Genomic DNA, 25,115 nt, shown 5'->3' on the forward strand with positions numbered 1-25,115 from the left:
TAAAAACATACCCCTCAAAGGAAGAAAACTCATGGTGAATATACTTCGCGAGCAACCTCGTGCATTCCACATGATTTTTATGTTGGAGTTATGGGAGCGGTTTGGGTTTTATACTGTACAAGGGATTTTGACTTTATTTTTTATTCGTTATTTGGGTTACAACGATACGATTTCTTATTATACGTTCGGTGCTTATTCAGCTTTAGTTTACGGTATGGTGGTTGTCGGCGGCTATTTGGGCGATAGGCTATTAGGTACCAAGCGCACCATCGTTCTTGGTCTTGTTGTTTTGGCTGCAGGTTATTTTTCTTTAGCGATTACTGATAAAGCCCATGTTTTCTTTGCGCTGGGTCTAATTTGTGTTGGCAATGGCTTATTTAAAGCAAATCCATCGAATTTGCTGGCAAAGTGTTATCAAGAAAATGATCCCCGCTTGCACGGCGGCTTTACCTTATACTATATGGCCATCAACTTAGGCAGTATGATTGCGTTATTTGCAGGCCCAGCCATAGCGAGTCGCTATGGTTATTCATATGCTTATTTGATGAGTGCAATCGGTTTGTTAATTGGATTGGCTAACTATTGGCTGCAACGTCAATTCATTGAGCACATCAATACAGATGCTGACAAACGGAAAATATCCTTTTCTCAATGGCTGATGATATTAATTGGGATATTCATTCTTACTGACTGTTCTGCTTATTTATTACAACATGTGATGCTGGCTAAAAATTTATTTTGGTTTATTACCATTGCGGTCATTGCTTATTATCTTTTTATGACCCGTAAAGAAAGTAAAATTGTCCGGAGACGCATGCTGGTCGCCTTGGCCTTGATGTTGGAAGCAATCATTTTCTTTACTTTATATCAACAGATGCCAACTTCGTTAAATTTATTTGCAGTACATAATGTAATCCCCGTTTTCTTTGGCATCACTATTGATGCACAAAGTTTTCAGGCATTAAATCCCATCTGGATTGTATTAATGAGTCCTGTTTTGGCCTATTTTTATGATCTGCTCAATAAGAAAGGCATCCAGTTTTCTATTCCTTATAAATTTTCTTTAGGGATGACCATGTGTGGGGTGAGCTTTTTAATGCTCTTTTTTGCACGTTATTTTTATACAGACCAGGGCATGGTTTCTTCTTGGTGGTTAATCATAAGTTATTTGTTTCAAAGTCTTGGTGAATTGTTGGTATCTGCACTGGGTGTCGCGATGGTTGCAGAATTAGTACCCACGCAAATCGTCGGTTTTGTGATGGGGATGTGGTTTTTAACTTCCGCGATAGCAGGATTTATTGGTGCCACCGTCGCTTCTTATACAGCACTTCCCGAACACATTAAACCTGGGGTAGACTCATTGATGATTTATACCCATGTATTTGCCTATATTGGTCTTGTCACCTTAATTATTGCATTGCTGATGTGGTTATTATCGCCGCGATTAAGTCGCTATATTGCGTTGAAAAAGACAGACTTACACCAAGAAGCACAACAAGTAGAGTTCTCTGTGTCTAAGTGCTTTATGGTAGAACCATGAGCTGAGTCATTTCATGAACAAAGAATAACAGACTAGCACCATGATTTTAATCAAGGTCCCAATTTGGAAGAATAATGTTAACCTAAATTCACTCGCGAATTTAGGTTAACTGATTCAATCTTATCTCCAGTGGCCGTGGCCGCCGTGCCAACCATGCCAGCCGCCATGCCAGCCACCACCGTGCCAACCGTGACCACCATACCAGCCACGACCACCCCAATAACCCCAGTTTCCTCGATGACCCCAGCCAGAATAGTAGTAACCACCACTTGGATAATAGTAGCTTGAGTAGTAACTTGGATAATAGCCAGAATAATAGTAGCCTCCGGGATAAGTGGAAACATAACAACCACTTAATAGGAGTGTAGGTACAAACACTAGTGCTGCGATAACAAGTTTTTTCATGTTCGCTTCCTTAGTCAATGTTCGTACATTAATTATACTGCATGCCCATATGTTAATCAAAGAAGTTATATAATTTGCAATCTTATTGCTGAGAACCCCATATTTATCAAGGAGTTTTTAAGATAAATTGGATAAACTGTGTTCATATGGATGGATTCTATTGTACTATTGTGCAGTACTAGGTAATAAAGTTGAAAAGTTGTAATCGAGGTGAAGCGTGGTAACGTCCAGATTCCATATTAGACCCTGGGGCTATCGTTTACTGCCATTAAATTGAGGGAACGCTAAGCTTATTCCACTTCTACGTTCTGTGGCCAGTCCTCGGAATCCAAGAATAATCCAACATCACTGGCTCCTGGGAACAAGGCACGGGACGTAGACAAGATTTTTTAAAGCACTGAGTTTGTCTTCACCCAACTGCGATAATGAGAAAGAAATGAACATCTTAATTAGCCTACGTTCTCAAAAATTGATAAGGAAGTATTGGGTAGCATCTGGTGCCCAACGCGATGAACTTCCTTCTATTACGTCGTCTGTTGATCTGACCACGTTGATGAGCTGGCTAAAAAAAGAACAGCCAAGTCATTCCAATAAGTCAAAAGCAGAGCAACAAAAAATCGAATTTATTATGGTCTCCCTAAGAAAGGAGCTGTTGCACGATTTATTTGCAGCTATGAAAGGGGATGACATCAAATTGCCCAAAGAAGATAAAGACGAGTCGGTGACAGACAAAATCAAGTTTGCATTACTTACCGCGGCAGGCATTTTGGTCGCTGCTTGTCAGGGATTTGATGGTATTGTTACCATGTTGAGCATTTTCGAGTTGTCCTCGTCAGTGATTCTTGCTGCTGGATTTGTATTTTCATTTCTTTCTGTAATCGTTTTTTGTGGGTTTGATTTAGTCAAAGTATCAAATGCCTTGGGAGTTAAGCTTAGCGAAGCTTATAAATTATTAGATGCCTACTTGTCGCAATTGCAGTTGATTAAATCCATCAGAAAAAAAATCGAGAGATACGATTTTTCAGATTCAGAGTTGTCTCCGAGTGATTTACAACAATTAAAAAAAATAATTTCCATGTTGCAAACACGTTTTAAATCGCTGACAGAGGCAAGTAAGCAATTTGATCAGGCGCTTCATAGTGACGACATGCAAATGGCCAAGACTCTAATTTCAGGAGCGTCCGCAGTCCTTTTTTTTGGCGGCGGTTTTTTTGCAGGCCAATCAGTAGCACTTTTCATATCCAGTCTCTTTGTCACTTCAATAATTCCGACTTTTTGGCCGGTAATTATTTTTAGTACTCTAGTTGGAATAGCCGCATTAAGTCTTTATTGGTATGTTGAGCGCCCTGGACTAAATAAGTTAATGAGCAGCTGGTTTGGCCTGAATGAAGAAAATGTGCAGAAATTATGTGATCAGGATTTGATAATAAAGGAAACAAAAAAGCTCGCCAATTTAGAGAAAAAAATAATTAATGCATCCAGATTAGCAAATAGACTGGCTCAGTTAGGGGACCGTGTTGGCGTTAACGAGGATGAGCCTACGGTGGAGCGGGCAGCCATTAAAATAAAAGCAAGCACAAATTATTATTCCTTCCTTAAATCTCCGGATTTATTACCGCCTATTTCCAGTGAGCAGGAAAATTTAGATAAGACCCTGTGTTTTTGCATCTAGAGCTTGTTGACATTCGATACAAGCAATCCATTCATTGGAATTTGGTCTGCTTTTTGAAGTTATATATTTAAGATATCTTTTACAAAAGGAATGGTTATTTTTCGTTGCGCGGCAAGGGAAGCATCATCCAAACGATTAAGCAAATTTTGCAAATCATGCATGTTTCGCGAACATCGATTCAGGAGGAATTGCCCTACACTATTGGGTAAATCAAATCCGCGTTTTAAAGCATGCAGTTTTAAGGTATTAATTTTATCTTCATCGTTTAATTCCATTAACTGGATGACCAAACCCCAGCTTAATCTAGAGCGTAAGTCAGCTAACTGGATGGGGATTGTGGTTGGTGATTGATTTCCCGAAATGATTAAAGTACTTTTTTCCATGTCTTTAATTTTATTGTATAAATGGAATAAAGCTTCTTCCCATTCAGGATTTTTGGCAATCATGTCTATATCATCGATACAGATTAATTCTTGTTCTTCCACACCTTCTATGGTTTGCGGTCCCCATTCTTTAAGAAGGGTCAATGGGAGATAGATGGCGGTTTGAGTGGAATTAACGGCTTGACAACATGCCTGCAATAAGTGAGTTTTTCCACTACCTTTATTGCCCCACAGATAAAGTAACCGATCTTCTCTATGCGTGAGCATGTTATGTAATTGTTGCTGCAGGAGTTTATTCGAACCCCAATTGAAATCAGCTAGGGTTGATTCATCATTTAATTTTATAGCCAGTGCTAATTGCTTATTCATTATGATGGTTCTTTTTTGGGCCAAGCTTTTCTGCCCCATGTCCAGATATAATCAATATAAGTAATTGCTGTAGTAAACGTCGTTAAAAGGATCAAGACATTAAGGAGGTAGGGAGGAAATTCAAAATAAGCTAATTCAAATAAACACGAGGTAACAAGCGTTAATTGTAATGCTGTATTAATCTTACTGAGTAATGTGGGTTGAAAGTCCAGTTTGCGGCGAATAAATTGATACCAAGCCAGGACCCCTAAGGAAATTGTCAAATCTCTGAAGAAAACTAAAATGACTAGCCACCAAGGCAAAACGCCAATTAAGGCTAAAGAGATGAAGCTGGTGGCAATTAATAATTTATCAGCGAGCGGATCAATGAACGAACCAAAAAAACTTTGCCAGTTAAAACTTCGGGCTAAAAAGCCATCCAAACCATCACTTAATCCAGCAAATATAAATAAATAAAAAGCAATCGTGTACTCATGATGGTATAAATAAAATATAAAAGGCCCAATTAATAGGAGACGTAATAAAGTCAGAGCATTTGGAATGTATTTTAATATCATAGGCCATACGATAATTTAATAACCCTTATTTGCCCGCACCTTTCACAATTAATTTAGGGATTGGATTTTGAAGGGAATATGTGTTTTGCTAAACAATAATCTAGTGTATACAATACTCGCAGTTCTGTCACTTATGTTTCTCTTCATTTTTACGGTACATAATCACGGTATTACCTATCATTTGTATCAGTTCTGCATGCAGTTGCTGGCATAGCTCACCTGCCATAATCAGTCGGTCTTCTTTTTCTGCACCGTTAATTTTTACCTTAATTAATTCGTGCGAAAGCAATGCAACATCTGTTTCTGCAATCACTGCTTCAGTTAATCCTTTGGCTCCAAGAAGTACGACAGGTTTTAAGTGATGTGCTTGGGCTTTAAGCGCTTTTTTGAGTGCGGTATCCACTGTAACGTTTCCTTAATACCCTCCAATAATTCAATTATTTTGGAGGTTGATTGATAAAATGGCAAATTATTGCACGTTTTGCTGGGAAAAGGTAGTGAAATTCAGTATCATAGATTTAACTGATACTCATAAATAAATTTATGAAGCGTACGAAAAGCAGTAAACGGTGGTTGCAAGAGCACTTTGATGATGTTTATGTAAAAAAAGCACAAGCAGAAGGCTATCGTAGCCGTGCCGTATACAAATTAAAAGAGGTAGACGAGAAAGAGTCTTTGCTTAAACCTGGGATGACTGTAGTTGATCTAGGGGCGGCCCCTGGAGGGTGGACTCAGTATGTATCTGAACGGTTACAAGGACGCGGCCGCATCGTCGCTTTGGATATATTGCCTATGGATGCTTTACCTGATGTCGATGTTATTCTCGGTGATTTTCGAGAAGATGAAGTGTTGCAAAAACTGATGGATCTAATTCCAGAGCGCAGTGTTGACTTGTTATTATCAGATATGGCCCCAAATATGAGTGGCTCCGCAGCAATTGATATTCCCCGGGCCATGTATTTGGTGGAACTGGCTTTTGATTTTGCGGAGAAAATGTTAAAGCCTGGTGGGTCCATGCTTATTAAAATCTTTCATGGAGTTGGCTTTGATGATTTAGTAAAACAGGCGAGAGCTTCTTTTGAGAAAGTCGTGATTCGGAAGCCTTCAGCTTCGCGAGCTCGCTCAAAAGAAACCTATTTGCTGGCAAAGGGATACAATTTATAGTAACTTTATGATCTAAAGGAATTCGATCATAAAATAAAGCTGTACGTCACTAACGAGGTTAATACTTTGAACGACATGGTTAAGAATTTATTTTTATGGCTGATTATAGCAATTGTGCTTGTTTCAGTTTTCAGTAATTTCGGCCCTCGAAACTCGGTCGCTGAGAAACTCTCTTACAGCCAGTTTTTGAAAGAAGTCGATCAAGGTATGGTTAATTCAGTCACCATTGAGGATGATAAAATCATCAAAGGGATGACGAAAAATAACAAACGTTTTGTTACATACATGCCGATGCAAGATAACGCATTGCTTGGTGAATTATTGAAAAGCAAAGTCGATGTAAGTGGCCAAGAAAAGCAACAAGAAAGCTTCCTTCTCCATTTATTTATCAACTGGTTCCCTATGCTGCTTTTAATTGGGGTATGGGTTTTTTTCATGCGCCAGATGCAAGGCGGGGGTGGCCGAGGGGCAATGTCTTTTGGCCGTTCACGTGCACGCTTGCTTGGTGAAGATCAAGTTAAAGTAACTTTTGCGGATGTAGCTGGAGTCGACGAAGCGAAAGAAGAAGTGAAAGAATTAGTTGATTTTTTACGCGACCCGACCAAATTCCAAAATCTGGGTGGACGTATTCCGCGCGGTGTATTATTAGTTGGTTCTCCTGGAACTGGTAAAACTCTTTTAGCCCGAGCTGTTGCTGGTGAAGCTAAGGTACCATTCTTTACCATTTCAGGTTCAGATTTTGTTGAAATGTTTGTTGGTGTTGGTGCATCTCGTGTTCGTGATATGTTTGAACAAGCTAAAAAACACGCGCCCTGCATTATTTTCATTGATGAAATTGATGCCGTAGGTCGCCACCGTGGTGCTGGTCTTGGCGGAGGTCATGATGAACGTGAACAAACGCTAAACCAATTGCTGGTTGAGATGGATGGTTTTGAAGGCAGTGAAGGGGTTATTGTTGTTGCAGCAACAAACCGTCCGGATGTTTTGGACCCTGCATTATTACGTCCAGGCCGCTTTGATCGCCAGGTTGTAGTTCCTTTACCGGATATTCGAGGTCGGGAACAAATATTAAGAGTGCATTTGCAAAAGGTTCCAGTTGATGGCAATGTCGATATTATGGCGATTGCTCGAGGTACCCCAGGATTCTCAGGAGCAGATTTAGCAAATCTTGTGAACGAAGCCGCTTTATTTGCCGCTCGTGCTAATAAACGTAAAGTCAGCATGATAGAGCTGGATAAAGCAAAAGATAAAATCATGATGGGGGCTGAACGGCGCTCTATGGTGATGGATGATAATGAGAAAAAATTGACTGCTTACCATGAAGCCGGTCATGCGATTGTAGGTTTAAGTGTCCCAGAGCATGATCCTGTTTATAAAGTCTCTATAATTCCACGAGGCCGTGCTCTGGGTGTGACGATGTTCTTACCAGAACAAGATAGATACAGTCACAGTAAACGACGTCTGGAAAGCCAATTATCCAGTTTATTTGGTGGCCGAATTGCAGAAGAGCTTATCTTTGGTGTCGATAGCGTGACCACCGGTGCATCGAATGACATTATGCGTTCCACTGAAATCGCGCGTAAAATGGTCACAACTTGGGGCTTATCAACTTTGGGGCCACTTACTTTTGGCGAAGAAGAAGAAGAAGTATTTTTAGGTCGCTCAATGAATAAACATAAGGAAATGTCAGATAGAACGGCGCAACAAATTGATGATGAAGTACGTGCAATCATTGATAGAAATTATAAGCGTGCCAAGGAAATTCTGGTTTCGAATATGGATAAATTGCACTTAATGGCTCAAAGCCTAATTAAATACGAAACTATAGACTTCAAGCAAATACAAGAGATTATGTCCGGTAAAGAGCCTTCTCCTCCGGAAGATTGGGGTTCATCAAAACCTTTAGATGGTGCCGAAGTGGTAAATAACTCGCCAGAAAAACCATCAGAGCATGAAGTCATTGTAAATCCTGCTGAAGAGCACTGATACTATTAGTGAGAGAAGCAGGTGAACATAAAGCAATTTTCAGGTTGGCTTGAACGCCAACCTATTTTAAAAAATTCCCCAGAAAAACCACTCATTATGGGTATATTAAATGTCACTCCAGACTCTTTTTCTGATGGAGGCAAATTTTTATCCATGGGCAGGGCTTGTGAGCATGCATTTCACTTAATTAGCCAGGGAGCTGATTTAATTGATATTGGGGGACAATCTACTCGACCTGGAGCGCAGTCTGTTCCAATAGATGCTGAATTAAAGCGTGTTATTCCTGTTATCGAACAAATTCGTGCTCATTCAGATGTTTGCATCTCAATTGATACAAATAAACCCGAAGTAATGGAGGCTGCAGTATCCGCAGGCGCTAACCTAATTAATGATGTTTATGCTTTACGTAGTCAAGGAGCGCTTGAAATGGCTGCGAAACTTGCAGTTCCAGTTTGTTTGATGCACATGCAAGGAGAGCCTCACAATATGCAACACCAGCCCTATTATCCACATGGTGTGCTTACAGAAGTGACGCAGTTTTTTTCAGAACGTATTGCTGAGTGTGAGCGTGTGGGGATCAAAAAAAGAAATATAATCCTAGATCCAGGCTTTGGATTTGGAAAACAAGTACAAGATAATTTGCTCTTAGTCAAAAATCTTGATAGCTTTGCAACATTTGCAATGCCGCTGCTTTTAGGGGTTTCACGTAAAAGCACAATTGGGGCAGTACTTGCTAAAGAGGTGGGTGAGCGGTTGATAGGAAGTATAGCGGTCGCAGTTTATGCAGCATTGAAAGGTGCGAGTATCATAAGAACGCATGATGTAGATGAAACAAATCAAGCGTTGCATATGATCACCATGATTGGTAAGGCGGACGTTTAGCAGCTCACGCGAGCTATAAATTCTTAATAAGAAGGTGGTTAAGGATGAGTCAACGTAAATATTTTGGTACTGATGGGATACGGGGGCATGTGGGTTTATCCAATATTAACCCTGAATTTGTGTTGAAATTAGGCTGGGCGGTTGGCCGCGTACTGGCTAATGGTCATCGCAAAAAAGTAGTTATTGGGAAAGATACAAGGGTATCAGGTTACATGTTAGAGTCTGCTTTAGAAGCAGGACTCTCAGCTGCTGGCGTCGATGTTGCTTTATTAGGACCTATGCCAACGCCTGCTATCGCTTATCTGACTCAAACACTTAGAGCCAATGCAGGGATTGTGATCAGTGCATCTCATAACCTTTTTGAAGATAATGGAATCAAGTTTTTTTCTTCAGAGGGGGGGAAACTACCCGATAGTGTTGAGTTGGCAATTGAAGCAGAACTCGAAAAGAAAATGCAGACAGTACCCTCACAAAATTTAGGTAAGGCAACGCGAATAAACGATGCAAGCGGACGTTACATCGAATTTTGCAAATCCACTATTCCATCTTTAACAAGACTATCTGGTTTAAAAATTGTAGTTGATTGTGCAAATGGGGCGACCTATCACATTGCACCTAATGTTTTTTCAGAGCTTGGTGCGCAAGTTATTTCCATAGGCAATCGTCCTGATGGTTTTAATATCAATGAAGATTGCGGCTCAACGTCTCCTGAGCTTTTAAGGCAAAAAGTTGTAAGCACGGGTGCAGATATTGGCATTGGCTTAGATGGCGATGGGGATCGTGTGGTATTAATCGACGCTAATGGTCGTTTAATTGATGGAGATCAGATCCTTTATATTATTGCTAAAGATAGGCATCAGCGTGGTGTCTTAAATGGCGGTGTAGTTGGTACTCAAATGAGCAACTATGGCCTAGAAATCGCGATTAAAAGTTTAGGTATTCCTTTCGTAAGAACACGGGTCGGCGACCGATATGTGTTAGAGGCTTTGCGAGAAAAAGATTGGAAAATTGGTGGTGAAACATCGGGTCATATCGTTTGTTTGGATAAAACCACTACAGGCGATGGCATCGTGGCGGCCTTACAAGTACTTTCGATTATGGTAAAACAGGGGAAATCCCTGCAGCAGCTCATTGAAGGGATTAATTTATTACCGCAAAGCTTAGTGAATTTAAAAACCAACTACGCCACCTTACTTGCAGAACATACGCAAGTGATCGAAGTAGTTAGGGCTTTAGAGTCAAGCTTAAATGGTGAAGGAAGAGTGCTACTCAGGCCTTCAGGTACCGAGCCCTTATTACGTGTTATGGTAGAAGGCATGAATGAATCTATAGTGAGACAGCATGCACAGAAGCTCTGTGAGGATATAAGCCAAATTGAGAGAAATTTGGGTTTTCAGTAATAAAAGAGGTCGGATAGACTTTTTATCTACTAAACCTTTAAATAAAAAAATCGCTTTAGGGCTACACATCAGCAATGACTTTGGGTATAGTCCGCAATTGAAAGCGTGGGGGCATAGATGAGACATAAGATAGTTGCTGGCAACTGGAAGATGAATGGTCAGCTGCAGCAGGTGATTCAACTAAGTAAAGAGCTTAGAGAATTACTAAATTCTACTAATGATGTCCAAGTTATTGTCATGCCACCAGCTATTTATATCCCGAAGGTTCGAGATATACTTGCTGATTGTAAAATTGAGATAGGTGCCCAGAATATCTATCCAAAAGATTTTGGGGCGTATACTGGGGAGATATCAGCACCTATGCTAAAGGATTTCAACTGTCGCTATGTATTGGTTGGACATTCTGAGAGAAGACACTGTTTTCACGAAGATGAAAATTTTGTAGCGCAAAAATTCCACCATGTAAAAGAACATGGTATGATACCGGTTCTTTGCGTCGGTGAAACGCTAAAAGAACGTGAAGCAGGACAAACAGAGCAAGTAATTGCCAAGCAATTGCTCGCAATAAGCGAACACGATAAAAATTGCTTTCGTGATTGTGTTGTAGCTTATGAACCCGTTTGGGCGATAGGTACAGGAAAAACTGCATCACCGGAACAAGCGCAGGAAGTACATCAGTTTATTAGAAGACGGGTTGCAGAGATTAATCATAGCGATGCCGAACGTTTATCACTTCTCTATGGAGGTAGTGTAAATGAAAACAATGCCAGGGCATTATTTACCATGCCAGATGTAGATGGTGGTTTGGTAGGCGGTGCATCGTTGAACGCGAAACAGTTTGTGGAAATTGTGAAATGTATCAATTGATATTAATGATTCATGTAATCGTTGCTGTGGTTTTAATAGGCTTGGTTCTTATCCAACATGGCAAAGGCGCTGATATCGGTGCAGCTTTTGGATCTGGGGCTTCAAATACATTATTTGGAAGCCAAGGAACAGGTGGGTTTTTATTTAAGTTAACAGGTGGCTTAGCATTGACCTTTTTTGTCACCAGTTTATTGTTATCTTACTTGGTGTCTGTACAATATCAAAAAACAGAGCAACAAGTAATTCCTCAGCAAACTAGTGCACCTGCGAATTCAATTCCAGTGCCAGTAGATAACAGTAAAAAGAATAAATAAGATTCCTTGAGTTGCGTTGAAGAGCGTACCCCAAGGCTTAAAAATAGAATTAATGGAGCTTGTTCACGTTAGGCTTGCTTGACTTAAAAGACTTGATTTTAGGATAGTGAAGTGCAGAAATTAAGGCAGATAAGTCAAGAAGTAGAACTGTAAACAGTCCAAAAAAGAATATGCCGAAGTGGTGGAATTGGTAGACACGCCGTCTTGAGGGGGCGGTGGCGAAAGCCGTGCCGGTTCGAGTCCGGCCTTCGGCACCATTTTAATCCGTGCAAGGTGAAAAAATGCTATCTCAATATTTACCTGTTCTCATTTTCATAATTGTCGGATTGGCATTAGGTATCGCAATGATTGGGGCAGGCGCCTTATTTTCAAAGCATAAGCCTGATAGTGCCAAGAATTCTCCCTATGAATGTGGCTTTGGAGCTTTTGAAAATTCACACATTCCATTTGATGTTCGTTTTTATCTTGTAGCCATATTATTTATTATTTTTGATTTGGAAACAGCATTTTTCTTTCCATGGGCCTTAGTTTTACGCAAAATTGGCTGGTTTGGTTTTGCTGGAATGATGTTATTTTTAGGATTATTGGTTATTGGTTTTATTTATGAATGGAAACGAGGCGCACTCGAGTGGGAATAGATAATAAGAGTGCGAAGTAGAGCTTGTTGACAATACGCTAGATTGAGCCTATTGCCTGATTTTTGAATAAATAGAAGCATATTTAAAAATCGATGGACGATGACCAAGACACTAGCGTTGTAAACAGGTTCCAAATTCACTTCTGAACGCAACTTCGAACAAGAAGAAGCAGTCAGAGGTGATTTTTTATTAATATTTATCTGCTTAGAGGCTAGCTATGGCGGTTGCAGAATTGCAAAAAAGTGGCTTTGTAACGACTTCAGTCGAGAAACTTCTCGGATGGGCACGTAGTGGTTCTATGTGGCCTATGACTTTTGGATTAGCATGTTGTGCAGTAGAAATGATGCACGTTGGTGCGGCACGTTATGACCTGGATCGATTCGGTATTATTTTCCGTCCTAGTCCACGTCAATCCGATGTAATGATAGTTGCCGGTACCTTATGCAATAAAATGGCTCCTGCTTTACGTAAAGTGTATGATCAAATGCCCGACCCTCGATGGGTTATTTCTATGGGTTCTTGTGCGAACGGTGGAGGATATTATCATTACTCTTACTCGGTAGTTCGAGGGTGTGATCGTATTGTCCCAGTAGATGTATACGTGCCAGGTTGTCCTCCAACTGCGGAAGCATTGCTGTATGGCATTATTCAATTGCAGAACAAAATCAGGCATAAAAAAGTCTTAGAAGCTTAAGATCATCAAAGGTGCAAATAGATGACAAAAAATGATTCTTTGGTTGAACAACTCAAAAGTGAACTATCAAGCCATATTAATGATATTACTGTCGCTTATGATGAAGTAACTATTGAGTGTGGTATATCAAATTTAAAAGCAATGATGTTGGAATTGCGTGATCTCGACGCATTTTCTTTTGATCAACTTATCGATCTTTGTGCTGTAGATTACCTGCTCTATGGTGAATATGATTGGGAAACAGAATCAGCAACAGAAAGTGGTTTCTCTCGAGGCGTGGAACGCCAAGAAGCTAAAGCGTATACTTTGGATAGACCCCGTTTTGCTGTAGTTTACCATTTACTTTCAACCAAAAAAAATCATCGTTTACGCGTTAAAGTATTTGTAGATGAGTCTCATTTAATTGTTCCTTCTGTACATCATTTGTGGAAAGGCGCGAATTGGTTTGAGCGTGAAGCTTATGACTTATTTGGTATTTTGTTTGAAGGACATCCTGATTTAAGACGCATATTGACTGATTATGGATTTATCGGACACCCATTCCGTAAAGATTTCCCACTCAGTGGTCATGTTGAAATGCGCTATGACGCAAAACTCGAAAAAGTTATCTATGAACCTGTAGATATCGAGCCCAGAATTTTGGTGCCCAAGGTTATCCGCGAAGATAACCGGTATATTGGTGATAAAAGGGGCAAAAAATGATTGAATTGAAGAATTACACTCTAAACTTTGGTCCACAACATCCAGCAGCACATGGTGTATTGCGCTTGGTTCTTGAACTTGAAGGAGAGACGATTGTTCGCGCAGATCCACATATAGGATTACTTCATCGTGCAACAGAAAAATTGGCAGAGACAAAGCCTTATCTTCAATCTATTGGTTACATGGACCGACTGGATTATGTGTCTATGATGTGTAATGAGCACGCCTACGTACGAGCTATAGAGAAGCTTTTAGGTATTGAGGCCCCACTTCGTGCTCAATACATTCGTACCATGTTTGATGAAATAACCCGAATTTTGAATCACCTGTTATGGTTAGGTGCTATTGCATTAGATATTGGAGCAATGACTGTATTTTTGTATTGTTTCAGAGAGCGCGAAGACCTTTTTGATTGCTATGAAGCCGTATCAGGGGCTCGTATGCATGCTAAATATTATCGACCTGGCGGCGTTGCTCGTGATCTGCCAGACACCATGCCTCAATATAAAGCATCAAGATGGCATAATGATCGTGAAATTGAAAAACTAAATGAAGATCGAAGCGGAACTTTGCTTGATTTTCTATGGGCATTTACTGAGCGTTTTTCTCATTGTGTTGATGAATATGAAACCTTGTTAACTGACAATAGAATATGGAAACAACGTACTGTAGATATCGGTATTGTTTCCCCGGAAGAAGCCTTGCAATGGGGTTTTACTGGCCCAATGCTTCGTGGTTCTGGAATTGCGTGGGATCTGCGCAAGAAACAGAGTTATGCTGTATATGATCGTGTGGATTTTGATATTCCAGTAGGTAAAACTGGTGACTGCTATGATCGCTATTTAGTTCGCGTAGAAGAGTTAAGGCAATCTAATCGCATCGTGAGACAATGTATTGAATGGCTTAAAGCAAATCCCGGTCCGGTTCGCATTGATGATCATAAGATTACCCCGCCGCGCCGCGTTGAAATGAAAGAAGATATGGAAGCCTTAATCCATCACTTTAAACTGTTTACTGAAGGTTTTTGTTTGCCAGCTGGGGAAGTGTATAGCGCTGTTGAGGCACCTAAAGGTGAATTTGGTATTTATATGGTATCTGATGGTGCTAATAAACCCTATAGAATGAAAATTCGTGCTCCTGGATTTGCGCATCTGTCCAGCTACGATGCGATGACAAGAGGACATATGATCGCTGATGGTGTCGCAATTTTGGCGAGCCAGGATATAGTATTTGGTGAAATCGATCGTTAATTTGTGGGATATCATTTTTGATAATTGTTAAAAGATGTTCCAGAAAATTACAATTTAAAAAGGTTTTTAGAAATGTCTGATAATTCAGCAAAAATATTAAATCAATTGGTGTCAGCTCAAAGAATAAAGGACATAGATCATTGGGTAGCAAAATATCCACAGGATCAAAAGCAATCTGCGGTAATGAGCGCATTGAGAATCGTCCAAGAAGAACATGGCCACCTAAGCACCGAACTAATGGATGCTGTAGCTGATTATCTTGATATGCCGCCTATTGCTGTTTACGAGGTTGCCAGTTTCTATACGATGTATGAACTCAAACAAGTCGGCAGACATTCAATTAATGTTTGTACAAATATTTCATGTATGCTGCGTGACTCAGCTGCAGTTGTTGAGCATTTAGAAAAAAAATTAGGCATTAAATTAGGTCAAACAACAGATGATGGGCGCTTTACCTTAAGATCTGTTGAATGCTTAGGTGCTTGTGTTAACGCACCAATGATGCAAGTGGACAAGGATTATCATGAGAATCTGACTCCTGAATCTATAGATAAAGTATTGGAACAATACCAATAAAAAGATAGAGGTGGTTGCCGTGGTTGAACTAAATCAAGTTTGTTATCGAACATTTCATCTACCAGAGCCCTGGACACTATCTGCTTATGAAAGTGTTGGCGGATACAGCGCATGGAGAAAAATATTAAAAGAGCAAACTTCTCCACAATCGATTATTGATGAATTAAAAACTTCTGCTTTGCGTGGACGAGGCGGTGCCGGATTCCCTACAGGATTAAAATGGAGTTTTATGAACCGTAACACTCCTGTGCAAAAATATGTAGTCTGTAATTCCGACGAAGGTGAGCCAGGTACATGTAAGGACCGAGAAATACTTACCTTAAATCCACACCAACTCATCGAAGGAATGGCAATAGCCGGATATACCATGGGTTCCACTGTAGGCTATAACTACATTCGCGGCGAATTCTGGTTGCCTTATGAGCGTACAGAAGCTGCATTAAAAGAAGCTTATGCAGCCGGTTTACTCGGTAAGAATATTTTAGGTTCGGGTATTGATTTTGATTTGTATAATCATTTGGGAGCCGGTGCGTATATTTGCGGGGAAGAAACGGCACTGCTCAACTCTTTAGAAGGAAAAAAAGGTCAGCCAAGATTTAAACCGCCATTTCCAGCGAATTATGGTTTATATGGCAAACCTACAACGATTAATAATACAGAAACTTTTGCCTCTGTACCGGTGATTATGGAAAAAGGCGGTGAGTGGTTTCTAAAATTAGGTAAGCCAAATAATGGCGGCACTAAGTGTTTTAGTGTGAGTGGCCATGTTAATAAACCTGGTAATTATGAAATTCCTTTGGGAACACCATTTAAAACACTGCTTGAGTTGGCTGGTGGCGTTATAAAAGGCCGAAAAATTAAAGCAGTAATTCCTGGCGGTACCTCCATGCGAGTTTTACCTGGTGATGTCATGATGGAACTCGATATGGATTATGACAGCATTCAAAAAGCAGGCTCAGGCTTAGGTTCAGGTGCTGTAATAATTATGGATGAAACAACCTGTATGGTTGACGCCTTATATCGTATTTCTGAATTCTATATGGATGAGTCTTGCGGTCAATGCACGCCGTGCCGCGAAGGTACCGGCTGGTTAGTCCGATTATTACATCGTATTAAAGAAGGTCATGGAGAACCTGGAGATGTAGAGAAATTAATCAATGTTGCGAATAATATCGAAGGACGCACTATTTGTGCATTAGGTGAGGCAGCAGCTTGGCCTGTACAAAGTTTTGTTAAGCATTTCCGCGATGAATTTGAATATTTCGTTAAGCATAAACGCTCAATTGTCGCAGCATAATTAAAAGGTTTGACCATGACTACTACTATTGAAATCGACGGTAAAACATTTGAAGCAGAAAACGGTAAAATGATTATTGAAGTTGCCGATGAAGCAGGCATTCATATTCCACGTTTTTGTTATCATAAAAAATTATCTGTGGCTGCAAACTGCCGCATGTGCCTAGTTGAAGTAGAAAATGGCCGCAAGCCAGTTCCTGCCTGTGCTACTCCAATTACTGACGGAATGAAGGTGTTTACCAAATCAAAAGAAGCCTTACATTCTCAAAAAGTGGTTATGGAATTTCTCCTGATAAATCACCCATTGGATTGTCCTATTTGCGATCAAGGCGGTGAGTGCGAGCTGCAAGATGTATCTATGGGATATGGCGCAGATGCATCAGAATATACTGAAACAAAACGTTCAGTAGATGATGATAATTTAGGTGAGCTGATTTCAACAGAAATGACTCGCTGCATCCATTGTACTCGTTGTGTTCGTTTTGGCGAGGAAATTGCGGGATTAAGAGAGTTGGGTGCAACCGGTCGTGGCGAACACATGAAAATTGGAACTTATGTCCAGCACAGTATGAAATCAGAAGTCTCTGGCAATATTATCGATTTGTGCCCGGTAGGCGCTTTAACGTCAAAACCATACCGTTTTACAGCGAGAGCTTGGGAACTTACCCAGCATGATGGTGTCGCGCCCCATGACTGTCTGGGTTCTAATATCTATATACATACACGCCGCAATCAGTTAATGCGAGTTGTTCCTAAAGAGAATGAAGTAATTAATGAAACATGGTTATCCGATCGCGACCGATTTAGCTACCTTGGACTAACGAGTTCACTAAGAGCAAGCCAGCCACAAATTAAACGTAATGGCCAATGGGAAATCGTAGATTGGGAAACTGCTTTAAAATTTACAGCAGAAGGCTTAGCACGAGTCATAAAACAAAATGGCCCAGAACAGGTGGCAGCATTTGCATCAAGCTCTTCTACATTAGAAGAACTGTACTTGCTTCAAAAATTAATGCGTGCAATAGGTGTTCATAATTTAGATCACCGATTGCAACAAGTAGATTTTAGAGATCAAGAAACTCAGGCAACGACTCCAAAAAGTTCATTGACTTATGCAGAAGTAGAACAACAAAATACGATTGTATTGATCGGATGTAATATTGATCGTGAAGTCCCGCTTGCAGGGGTGAGGGTGCGTAAGGCTTATCGTAATGGTGCCGACATTTATGCCATAAACCCAGTAGATTTTGAATATCGTTTCGATCTAAGCGAGCGTTTCATTGTCTCACCATTAGAAATGCCAATGCAACTTGCCAAGCTTGCTTTAGCGCTTACTGATGATCTCAAGACGCTACCCGCGCCAGTACAAAAATTATTAATAGGCCTTGAACCAGACAAGGCAACTCAAAAAGTTGCCAAAGCATTGAAGAACGAGAAGGCGTGCTTAATTACGGGTGCTCTCTGTGAAAATCACCCTGAAGCTGCGTTACTGCGTACTTTAATTTCCCATATTGAAAAATTAAGCGGTGCCAAAGTGCTCCGGCTTACTCATGGTGCCAATACAGCTGGTGCTTGGATGGCGGGCATGGTTCCACATCGTACAACTGCTGGGAAGGCTGATTCTACTCCAGGCATGGATGTACAGGCTGCGTTAAATGCCAAACTTAAAGGATATTTTCTAATGGGAGTAGAGCCAGGGTTTGATTTTGCTAATCCTTATGGTGCAAGACAATCGATGCTTGCTTCCGAGTTTGTAGTATTAATGTCTGCTTACAATCATGAATCAATGCATGACTATGCGGATGTTATTTTACCGATGGCTCCTTATGCTGAAACCTCAGGAACCTACATTAATGTTGATAATACTTGGCAAACTGTCAAGGGAGCCTTGACTCCGTATGGCGAGTCAAGACCAGCATGGAAGATATTAAGAGTATTAGGTAATTTATTGCATTGTGATGGCTTTGATTATTTGTCAACAGAAGATATTTTGTCTGAAATTAAAAATAGTGTTGCAATCACAATGGAGCAAGAATATAAACCATATTATCCTGAGAGCCTACCTATGATGAATCAATCGTTAGTTCGAGTAGGAGAGTGGCCACTCTATCGCAGCGATGCAATTGTCAGAAATAGTAAAGAACTGCAATTATGCGCAGCTGCTGAGCAAGCATGCATACGTATCAATCCTCTAACAGCAGATCGATTGAAATTGGAAGATGTTGCTACTGTATCTCAGGGAGATATTGAGATAACATTGCCGCTAAAACGTGATGAACGCATTGCGGCAGATGTTGTATGGGTAGCAAACGCGATGCCTGAAACAGTAGATTTGGGTCATTCATTTGCTGCAATAACTATTAAGCGCTAGGCAGGTAAGAAAATGCTGCAAGATATTAGCATATTAATTTGGGTCATCATTAAAATATTAGTAATCGTAGTACCTTTGCTACTATGTGTTGCATATTTAATATACGCAGAGCGTAAGGTTATTGGGTATATACAAACACGTATAGGACCGAATCGTGTTGGGTTAAGGGGGTTGCTCCAACCCATTGCGGATTTAATTAAATTAATCACTAAAGAAATTATTATCCCTACCCGTTCCAATAAATATCTTTTTATAGCCGCACCCTTATTCGCATTGGTTCCGGCTTTGGCTGGTTGGGCGGTGGTTCCTTTTCAAGAAGGTATGGTTCTCGCCAATATTAATGCAGGGGTACTTTACGTTTTTGCTATGAGTTCACTGGGAGTGTACGGTGTTCTGATCGCAGGTTGGGCATCCAACTCTAAATATGCAATGTTTGGTGCCTTAAGGAGTACAGCGCAAACTGTATCTTATGAAATTGCTATGGGTTTTGCTTTAGTGGGCGTACTATTAGCTGCCGGAAGCATGAATTTCACAGATATTGTTAATTCACAAAGAGGTGGGATTTTACACTGGTGGTTTATTCCTCTTCTTCCATTATTTTTTGTATTCTGGATTGCTGGAATTGCTGAAACCAATAGAGCGCCATTCGATCTGGCAGAAGGCGAATCTGAAATCGTTGCTGGTTTCCATGTCGAGTATTCAGGGATAGGATTCGCACTATTCTTCTTGTCAGAATATGCAAGCATGATTCTTGTCTCTGTACTGCTCAGCATTATGTTTATGGGTGGATGGATGTCACCTTTTGAAGGAATTCCCTTCTTAGAAAATATATTTTTTGTTGTACCTGGCTTTGTTTGGTTACTCGTAAAAGTGAGCTTTTTCCTATATGTGTATTTATGGATAAGAGCTACTTTTCCTCGTTATCGTTATGACCAACTTATGCGCTTAGGTTGGAAAGTACTCATTCCGGTCACCATTGTTTGGATTATTGTAACTGCGCTAATGGTGGTTACACATGTTAAACCTTGGTTTTAATGGTTAATAGAGAAGCCGATGAAAAAAGCATATCAATATATTAAATACTACGTACGCAGTTTTCTTTTAATAGAATTATTGCAGGGTTTAAAATTAACTGGTAAATATTTCTTTAAGAAAAAGACCACAGTTCAATTCCCTGAAGAGCAAACACCCATATCTCCTCGCTTTAGAGGAGCGCTAGCCCTACGCCGCTATCCTAATGGGGAAGAGCGCTGTATCGCCTGCAAATTATGTGAAGCTGTTTGTCCTGCATTGGCAATTACTATCGAAGCAGAACCTCGTGAAGATGGGTCTCGACGAACTACGAGATATGATATCGATGTTTTTAAATGCATTAATTGTGGTTTATGTGAAGAATCTTGCCCTGTAGATTCCATAGTAGTTACACCGGTACTTCACTACCATATTAGCGAACGTGGTCAGAATATTATGACTAAGGAAAAGCTCCTGGCGCTTGGTGATTTGCTGGAGCCAAGACTTGCAGCAGATCGAGCTGCTGACGAAAAATATCGATAACGGGGTACAGTATGCATGAATTATTAGTTCCAATTATTTTTTATATTTTTGCGGCTATAGCAGTCGGTGCTGCTTTTATGGTGATCATACAAGACAACCCTGTGCGTAGTGTTTTATTCCTTGTACTTACTTTTTTTGCCAGTGCCATTTTATGGATACTTGCAGAAGCAGAATTTCTTGCCTTGATTCTGGTACTGGTTTATGTGGGGGCAGTGATGACACTGTTTCTCTTCGTGGTCATGATGCTCAATATTGATATTGAAGTAATTAAAAACCATTACAAACGTTATTTACCTTTTGGCTTGATTCTGGTTGCGTTATTAACAGGACTTTTAATGGTATCTATACCTGCAGGTACATTTAAGTCGAATGTTGAAACACAAAATCAAGCGCCCCTAAGTACCCAGTTTTTTGATGTGGCACAAAACAATCCTGCAGGACAGCCATTATCAAATACCGAAGCCTTAGGTATGGTTCTGTACACCGATTATTTACTGGCTTTTGAGATTGCCGCTGCATTGTTGCTTATTGCAATTATTTCTGCAATTACCCTGGTGCATAGAGGTCCGAGAAAGTCGAAGAGACAGAATGTGAAACAACAGATTCTGACAAGTCGAAATGAACGGGTTGAATTAATTAATATGAAAGCAGAAAAATAATGTTGGGGAATTCTATATGATACCGGTTAATAATTACCTAATTTTAGGTGCGATTTTATTCGGGTTTGGTCTTATTGGCATAATGATGAATCGTAGGAACATCATCTTATTGCTGGTATGTATCGAATTAATGTTACTTGCAGTGAATACTAATTTTATTGCATTTTCTCATTATTATAGTGAGATTAGTGGTCAGGTTTTTGTCTTTTTTATTTTAACAGTTGCCGCTGCAGAAGCTGCAATAGGATTAGCGATAGTGATGTTGCTTTATAGAAATAGAGGCAATATTGACGTAGATAAGATGAATCATTTAAAAGGTTAACATTGTGAGTATCCAACAACTTTGTTTAATAATTGTTTTAGCTCCCTTGGCAGGCTCCATAATTGCTGGCTTCTTCCGTAATCAAATAGGACGAGCCGGGGCCCATAGTGCTACTATTCTTGGTGTCACCATTTCTTTTGTCGTCTCTTTGTATGTTGCTTGGCAACTGTTTTCTGGTGCCGTTCCAACTGAAAGCACAGTTCTTTATCATTGGGCCAGCGGTGGCTTAATCCTTCCTTTTGAATTTAACATAGGTTTTTTGATTGACCCCCTAAGTGTTGTTATGCTGGTGACTGTTAATTTTGTCTCGTTGCTGGTGCATATCTACAGTATTGGCTATATGGCAGATGATGACGGATATCAACGCTTTTTTAGTTACATCTCTTTATTTACCTTTATGATGCTGATGCTGGTAAGCGCAAATAACTTTTTGCAATTGTTCTTTGGTTGGGAAGGTGTAGGTCTTGTTTCATATCTACTTATCGGCTTCTGGTATCAAAAAGAGTCAGCAATTGAAGGTAGCCTTAAAGCATTTATTGTGAACCGAGTTGGTGATTTCGGTTTTCTCATAGGTATTGCTCTGGTTTTCGCATATACCGGTAGTGTCGATTATGAAACCGTGTTTAAAAGCGTAAATTATTTATCAAGCCAAAGCATTGAGTTATTTCATGGACACCCCTGGTCTTTAGTCACCGTGATCTGTTTGGCTTTATACGTAGGTGCTATGGGTAAGTCTGCACAAGTCCCTCTGCATGTATGGTTACCTGAGTCAATGGAAGGTCCAACACCTATTTCTGCACTTATTCACGCTGCAACCATGGTTACTGCAGGCGTATTTATGATTGCGCGTATTTCACCCTTAATTGAATTTTCTACTACTGCGTTAAGCGTAGTGTTGGTGATTGGTGCAACAGGTGCACTGTTTACCGGCATTTTAGCATTGGTAATGAATGATATTAAGCGAGTAGTGGCTTATTCAACATTGTCTCAATTGGGTTATATGATGGTTGGAATGGGTGCTTCTGCATATAGTGCAGGAATGTTTCACCTTCTAACTCACGCATGTTTCAAGGCTCTCTTATTCCTTGGTGCCGGTTCAGTAATTATTGGAATGCATCACGAACAGGATATGCGAAAAATGGGGGGCTTATGGAACAAAATGCCTATCACTTATATAACTTATGTTATTGGCTCACTGGCACTCTGTGCCCTACCGCCATTGGCAGGGTTTTATTCAAAAGATACTATTATTGAAGCGGCACAGTTATCCCATATACCTGGAAGTGGCTATGCCTATTTCTGTGTACTTCTTGGAGCAGGTGTAACCGCATTATATACCTTTAGGTCTTTATTTATGACCTTCCATGGCAAACCACGAATGGATGAACATACCTTGAGTCATGTTCATGAGTCACCATGGGTTGTATGGTTGCCACTCGTGCTTCTTGCTATTCCTTCAATTATCTTGGGTTACATACTGTATATGCCTATGCTTTATGATAATCCGACTATCTTAGGTTCGTCCTTGTTTGTTCTTCCTCAGCATAATGTTTTGGCGGCGCTTGCACATGAAGTTACTTCTCCTTTTGAAAGTATGTTGCATTCTGTGTACTCACTTACCCTTTGGATAACTTTAGCGGGGATAGCTATCGCATGGATTTGTTATATCGCTGTTCCCTCAATTCCAGGTTATCTAGCACGCAAATTTTCATTCATTTATAAGATACTTGTTAATAAATATGGATTTGATGCATTTAACAACTTATTCTTTGTGAAAGGTTCTAAGGGTATAGGAACTGTATTTTACAGTGTGGGTGATCAAAAGCTCATCGATGGAATGTTTGTTAACGGCAGCAGTCGACTTGTTAGATGGTTTTCAGCTAAAGGTCGCGCTATACAAAGTGGTTATCTGTATCATTATGCAGCAGTAATGGTTTTTGGATTGCTTGGATTTTTATGCTGGTTAATACTCGGCTGAATATAGGGTGAAGGTATGCATTATTTGCTCAATTTACTAATTTGGTTGCCAGTAATAGGCGGTGTTTTTGTTCTTCTCGCTGGAGATGATCGAAGCCCGAATATTTCCCGTTATTTGGCATTATTTACTGTAATACTTTGTTTGCTGCTTTGTATCCCGTTGGTTGCAGGTTTTGACACCAAAGTATTGGGAATGCAATATTTGGAGGAATTTCCATGGATGCCTGCCTTAGGGATTAGCTACAGCTTGGGTATCGATGGGATGTCCTTACTCTTAATCGTACTGAGTATTTTTACAAATTTAGTAGTGATCTTGGCAACCTGGGAAAGTATTACCAATAGAGTTGCGCAATATTTAGCTGCATTTTTAATTATGCAAGGTTTATTAGTCGGTGTGTTCTCAGCTCTAGATGCAATTTTATTCTATGTCTTCTGGGAAGCAACACTTATCCCGATGTACCTGATTATTGGAATATGGGGGTCCGATAACCGTGTTTATGCCGCCATAAAATTTTTCCTATATACCTTCTTGGGATCAGTGCTTATGTTAGCTAGCTTTTTGTATATGGGCTATATAGCAGGCACGTTTAATATCGAAGCGCTCTATTCCATTAAGTTAGGAATGACTGCACAAACACTGATTTTCATTGCTTTTTTTCTTGGGTTTGCAATTAAAATCCCAATGTTCCCAGTTCATACATGGTTGCCGGATGCACATACCGAAGCCCCTGCAGGCGGCTCAGTGGTACTGGCAGCAATATTATTAAAGCTCGGTGCTTACGGATTCATTCGTTTTTCTCTGCCAATAGTTCCAGACGCATGCAATCGCTATGCAGGGGTCATGATTGCCTTGTCTTTAATTGCAATAGTCTATATTGCGCTAGTCGCAATTATTCAAAAAGATATGAAGCGACTCATTGCATATTCCTCTATCTCGCATATGGGATTTGTAACATTAGGTTCTTTTGCCATCTTTGCTATAGCCAAGCAAACAGGATTAAGTGCTGCGGGCCTAATATTAGAAGGTGCGATTGTAGTCATGATTTCCCACGCCTTTGTCTCAAGTGCACTTTTTGCTGGTGTAGGTTACATTTATGACCGTATGCATACTCGACGTTTAGCAGACATGGGCGGAATAGTGAATACTATGCCGATATTTGCCTCTTTCTTTATGCTGTTTTGTATGGCAAATGCCGGTTTGCCAGGCACCTCCGGTTTTGTCGGTGAATTCATGGTGATTTTAGGGTCAATGAAGGCCGGGTTTTGGATAACATTTTGGGCTGCTACGACTCTAATTACTGCAGCCGGCTATAATCTTTGGATGTACAAACGAGTCATTTTCGGTCCCGTAGCAAATGAAAAGGTTGCTGCATTAAAAGACCTCTCGGGCTTTGAGTTAAGTGCTTATGTTCTACTTGCTTTGATGGTAATCGCTATGGGGGTTTATCCTAAGCCATTGTTAGAGTACATACATCAAACAGTAAGCCATACTCTAGCATTAGCAAGTCAATCAAAATTGTAATCAAGGTTAATCAAT

General features: G+C 40.2%; 25 protein-coding genes and 1 tRNA gene. 22 read left to right on the forward strand and 4 right to left on the reverse strand.

From position 1 onward, the window contains the following. Positions 1-31 precede the first annotated feature (31 nt). Positions 32-1,540: an oligopeptide:H+ symporter gene (locus tag ACF8MK_RS06680; protein ID WP_392538685.1), complete on the forward strand. Its 1,509-nt coding sequence runs from the start codon at positions 32-34 to the stop codon at positions 1,538-1,540. Between the two features lie 120 nt (positions 1,541-1,660). Here ACF8MK_RS06680 and ACF8MK_RS06685 read toward each other — a convergent pair whose 3' ends face one another. Continuing rightward, the gene (locus tag ACF8MK_RS06685; protein WP_392538686.1) at positions 1,661-2,005 is read right to left on the reverse strand and encodes a hypothetical protein; all 345 of its coding nucleotides are present in this window, start codon (positions 2,003-2,005) and stop codon (positions 1,661-1,663) included. 376 nt (positions 2,006-2,381) lie between these two features. On the opposite strand from ACF8MK_RS06685, the gene ACF8MK_RS06690 reads away from it, so the two are divergent. Next, positions 2,382-3,617 (forward strand): hypothetical protein, encoded by a 1,236-nt coding sequence (locus ACF8MK_RS06690; RefSeq protein WP_392538687.1) that lies wholly within the window; start codon positions 2,382-2,384, stop codon positions 3,615-3,617. Between the two features lie 59 nt (positions 3,618-3,676). On the opposite strand, the gene hda is transcribed toward ACF8MK_RS06690, so the two are convergent. The 3 genes from hda to yhbY form a co-directional block, all read right to left on the reverse strand. Continuing rightward, positions 3,677-4,369 (reverse strand): DnaA regulatory inactivator Hda, encoded by a 693-nt coding sequence (gene hda / locus ACF8MK_RS06695; protein ID WP_265703515.1) that lies wholly within the window; start codon positions 4,367-4,369, stop codon positions 3,677-3,679. Beyond that, positions 4,369-4,926, reverse strand: a complete 558-nt coding sequence (locus tag ACF8MK_RS06700) for a CDP-alcohol phosphatidyltransferase family protein (RefSeq protein WP_265703514.1) — start codon at positions 4,924-4,926, stop codon at positions 4,369-4,371. The genes hda and ACF8MK_RS06700 overlap by 1 nt, the downstream gene beginning before the upstream one ends. Before the next feature lie 127 nt (positions 4,927-5,053). Then, the gene (gene yhbY / locus ACF8MK_RS06705) at positions 5,054-5,329 is read right to left on the reverse strand and encodes a ribosome assembly RNA-binding protein YhbY (RefSeq protein WP_392538688.1); all 276 of its coding nucleotides are present in this window, start codon (positions 5,327-5,329) and stop codon (positions 5,054-5,056) included. A gap of 140 nt (positions 5,330-5,469) precedes the next feature. Between yhbY and rlmE the strand changes: the two genes are divergently transcribed. The 20 genes from rlmE to ACF8MK_RS06805 all read left to right on the forward strand — a co-directional run bounded on the left by rlmE (position 5,470) and on the right by ACF8MK_RS06805 (position 25,100). After that, on the forward strand, positions 5,470-6,090 hold the full coding sequence (rlmE, locus tag ACF8MK_RS06710) for a 23S rRNA (uridine(2552)-2'-O)-methyltransferase RlmE (protein WP_028381731.1): 621 nt from the start codon (positions 5,470-5,472) through the stop codon (positions 6,088-6,090). 75 nt (positions 6,091-6,165) lie between these two features. Beyond that, complete coding sequence (ftsH, locus tag ACF8MK_RS06715; protein WP_265703655.1) at positions 6,166-8,076, forward strand: ATP-dependent zinc metalloprotease FtsH; 1,911 nt, start codon at positions 6,166-6,168, stop codon at positions 8,074-8,076. Positions 8,077-8,097: 21 nt separating this feature from the next. Next, entirely contained in the window at positions 8,098-8,958 is an 861-nt protein-coding gene (gene folP, locus ACF8MK_RS06720) for a dihydropteroate synthase (RefSeq protein WP_265703512.1), read from the forward strand. A 44-nt stretch (positions 8,959-9,002) separates the two neighbouring features. Then, on the forward strand, positions 9,003-10,358 hold the full coding sequence (gene glmM, locus ACF8MK_RS06725; RefSeq protein WP_392538689.1) for a phosphoglucosamine mutase: 1,356 nt from the start codon (positions 9,003-9,005) through the stop codon (positions 10,356-10,358). A gap of 117 nt (positions 10,359-10,475) precedes the next feature. Beyond that, positions 10,476-11,225 carry a triose-phosphate isomerase gene (gene tpiA / locus ACF8MK_RS06730; protein WP_392538690.1) on the forward strand — a complete coding sequence of 250 codons (750 nt, stop codon included), beginning with the start codon at positions 10,476-10,478 and terminating at the stop codon, positions 11,223-11,225. After that, a complete protein-coding gene (gene secG, locus ACF8MK_RS06735) occupies positions 11,213-11,539 on the forward strand; it encodes a preprotein translocase subunit SecG (protein WP_265703509.1) in 327 nt (108 codons plus the stop codon). Before tpiA ends, secG begins: the two co-directional genes overlap by 13 nt. A gap of 172 nt (positions 11,540-11,711) precedes the next feature. Further along, a tRNA-Leu gene (locus ACF8MK_RS06740) sits at positions 11,712-11,796 on the forward strand. Positions 11,797-11,820: 24 nt separating this feature from the next. Continuing rightward, positions 11,821-12,177, forward strand: coding sequence for an NADH-quinone oxidoreductase subunit A (locus tag ACF8MK_RS06745; protein ID WP_028381737.1), 357 nt, complete (start codon positions 11,821-11,823; stop codon positions 12,175-12,177). Positions 12,178-12,394: 217 nt separating this feature from the next. After that, positions 12,395-12,871 carry an NADH-quinone oxidoreductase subunit B family protein gene (locus tag ACF8MK_RS06750; RefSeq protein WP_028381738.1) on the forward strand — a complete coding sequence of 159 codons (477 nt, stop codon included), beginning with the start codon at positions 12,395-12,397 and terminating at the stop codon, positions 12,869-12,871. Positions 12,872-12,892: 21 nt separating this feature from the next. Further along, positions 12,893-13,573 carry an NADH-quinone oxidoreductase subunit C gene (locus tag ACF8MK_RS06755; protein WP_265703508.1) on the forward strand — a complete coding sequence of 227 codons (681 nt, stop codon included), beginning with the start codon at positions 12,893-12,895 and terminating at the stop codon, positions 13,571-13,573. After that, positions 13,570-14,823, forward strand: coding sequence for an NADH-quinone oxidoreductase subunit D (locus tag ACF8MK_RS06760; RefSeq protein ID WP_392538691.1), 1,254 nt, complete (start codon positions 13,570-13,572; stop codon positions 14,821-14,823). Before ACF8MK_RS06755 ends, ACF8MK_RS06760 begins: the two co-directional genes overlap by 4 nt. 72 nt (positions 14,824-14,895) lie before the next feature. Then, positions 14,896-15,399: an NADH-quinone oxidoreductase subunit NuoE gene (gene nuoE / locus ACF8MK_RS06765; protein WP_265703506.1), complete on the forward strand. Its 504-nt coding sequence runs from the start codon at positions 14,896-14,898 to the stop codon at positions 15,397-15,399. 19 nt (positions 15,400-15,418) lie between these two features. Beyond that, positions 15,419-16,696, forward strand: coding sequence for an NADH-quinone oxidoreductase subunit NuoF (gene nuoF, locus ACF8MK_RS06770; protein ID WP_392538692.1), 1,278 nt, complete (start codon positions 15,419-15,421; stop codon positions 16,694-16,696). Between the two features lie 15 nt (positions 16,697-16,711). After that, positions 16,712-19,066, forward strand: a complete 2,355-nt coding sequence (gene nuoG / locus ACF8MK_RS06775; protein WP_392538693.1) for an NADH-quinone oxidoreductase subunit NuoG — start codon at positions 16,712-16,714, stop codon at positions 19,064-19,066. A 12-nt stretch (positions 19,067-19,078) separates the two neighbouring features. After that, positions 19,079-20,101 carry an NADH-quinone oxidoreductase subunit NuoH gene (nuoH, locus tag ACF8MK_RS06780; RefSeq protein WP_028381744.1) on the forward strand — a complete coding sequence of 341 codons (1,023 nt, stop codon included), beginning with the start codon at positions 19,079-19,081 and terminating at the stop codon, positions 20,099-20,101. An 18-nt stretch (positions 20,102-20,119) separates the two neighbouring features. Then, complete coding sequence (gene nuoI / locus ACF8MK_RS06785) at positions 20,120-20,620, forward strand: NADH-quinone oxidoreductase subunit NuoI (protein ID WP_265703503.1); 501 nt, start codon at positions 20,120-20,122, stop codon at positions 20,618-20,620. 11 nt (positions 20,621-20,631) lie between these two features. After that, entirely contained in the window at positions 20,632-21,279 is a 648-nt protein-coding gene (locus ACF8MK_RS06790) for an NADH-quinone oxidoreductase subunit J (protein ID WP_392538694.1), read from the forward strand. A 16-nt stretch (positions 21,280-21,295) separates the two neighbouring features. Continuing rightward, on the forward strand, positions 21,296-21,601 hold the full coding sequence (gene nuoK / locus ACF8MK_RS06795) for an NADH-quinone oxidoreductase subunit NuoK (RefSeq protein ID WP_028381747.1): 306 nt from the start codon (positions 21,296-21,298) through the stop codon (positions 21,599-21,601). A gap of 4 nt (positions 21,602-21,605) precedes the next feature. Next, entirely contained in the window at positions 21,606-23,579 is a 1,974-nt protein-coding gene (gene nuoL, locus ACF8MK_RS06800) for an NADH-quinone oxidoreductase subunit L (RefSeq protein ID WP_392538695.1), read from the forward strand. A 15-nt stretch (positions 23,580-23,594) separates the two neighbouring features. Beyond that, a complete protein-coding gene (locus tag ACF8MK_RS06805) occupies positions 23,595-25,100 on the forward strand; it encodes a NuoM family protein (RefSeq protein WP_392538696.1) in 1,506 nt (501 codons plus the stop codon). The last annotated feature ends 15 nt before the right edge of the window (positions 25,101-25,115 follow it).

The sequence above is a fragment of the Legionella sp. 227 genome (assembly GCF_043161935.1).
Taxonomy (GTDB): Bacteria; Pseudomonadota; Gammaproteobacteria; order Legionellales; family Legionellaceae; genus Legionella; species Legionella sheltonii.

Coding starts and splice junctions, on each gene's coding strand:
- ACF8MK_RS06680 (WP_392538685.1), top strand. CDS start 32: ATGGTGAATATACTTCGCGAGCAACCTCGTGCATTCCACATGATTTTT.
- ACF8MK_RS06690 (WP_392538687.1), top strand. CDS start 2,382: ATGAACATCTTAATTAGCCTACGTTCTCAAAAATTGATAAGGAAGTAT.
- hda (WP_265703515.1), bottom strand. CDS start 4,369: ATGAATAAGCAATTAGCACTGGCTATAAAATTAAATGATGAATCAACC.
- ACF8MK_RS06700 (WP_265703514.1), bottom strand. CDS start 4,926: ATGATATTAAAATACATTCCAAATGCTCTGACTTTATTACGTCTCCTA.
- rlmE (WP_028381731.1), top strand. CDS start 5,470: ATGAAGCGTACGAAAAGCAGTAAACGGTGGTTGCAAGAGCACTTTGAT.
- ftsH (WP_265703655.1), top strand. CDS start 6,166: ATGGTTAAGAATTTATTTTTATGGCTGATTATAGCAATTGTGCTTGTT.
- glmM (WP_392538689.1), top strand. CDS start 9,003: ATGAGTCAACGTAAATATTTTGGTACTGATGGGATACGGGGGCATGTG.
- tpiA (WP_392538690.1), top strand. CDS start 10,476: ATGAGACATAAGATAGTTGCTGGCAACTGGAAGATGAATGGTCAGCTG.
- secG (WP_265703509.1), top strand. CDS start 11,213: ATGTATCAATTGATATTAATGATTCATGTAATCGTTGCTGTGGTTTTA.
- ACF8MK_RS06745 (WP_028381737.1), top strand. CDS start 11,821: ATGCTATCTCAATATTTACCTGTTCTCATTTTCATAATTGTCGGATTG.
- ACF8MK_RS06750 (WP_028381738.1), top strand. CDS start 12,395: ATGGCGGTTGCAGAATTGCAAAAAAGTGGCTTTGTAACGACTTCAGTC.
- ACF8MK_RS06755 (WP_265703508.1), top strand. CDS start 12,893: ATGACAAAAAATGATTCTTTGGTTGAACAACTCAAAAGTGAACTATCA.
- ACF8MK_RS06760 (WP_392538691.1), top strand. CDS start 13,570: ATGATTGAATTGAAGAATTACACTCTAAACTTTGGTCCACAACATCCA.
- nuoE (WP_265703506.1), top strand. CDS start 14,896: ATGTCTGATAATTCAGCAAAAATATTAAATCAATTGGTGTCAGCTCAA.
- nuoG (WP_392538693.1), top strand. CDS start 16,712: ATGACTACTACTATTGAAATCGACGGTAAAACATTTGAAGCAGAAAAC.
- nuoH (WP_028381744.1), top strand. CDS start 19,079: ATGCTGCAAGATATTAGCATATTAATTTGGGTCATCATTAAAATATTA.
- nuoI (WP_265703503.1), top strand. CDS start 20,120: ATGAAAAAAGCATATCAATATATTAAATACTACGTACGCAGTTTTCTT.
- ACF8MK_RS06790 (WP_392538694.1), top strand. CDS start 20,632: ATGCATGAATTATTAGTTCCAATTATTTTTTATATTTTTGCGGCTATA.
- nuoK (WP_028381747.1), top strand. CDS start 21,296: ATGATACCGGTTAATAATTACCTAATTTTAGGTGCGATTTTATTCGGG.
- ACF8MK_RS06805 (WP_392538696.1), top strand. CDS start 23,595: ATGCATTATTTGCTCAATTTACTAATTTGGTTGCCAGTAATAGGCGGT.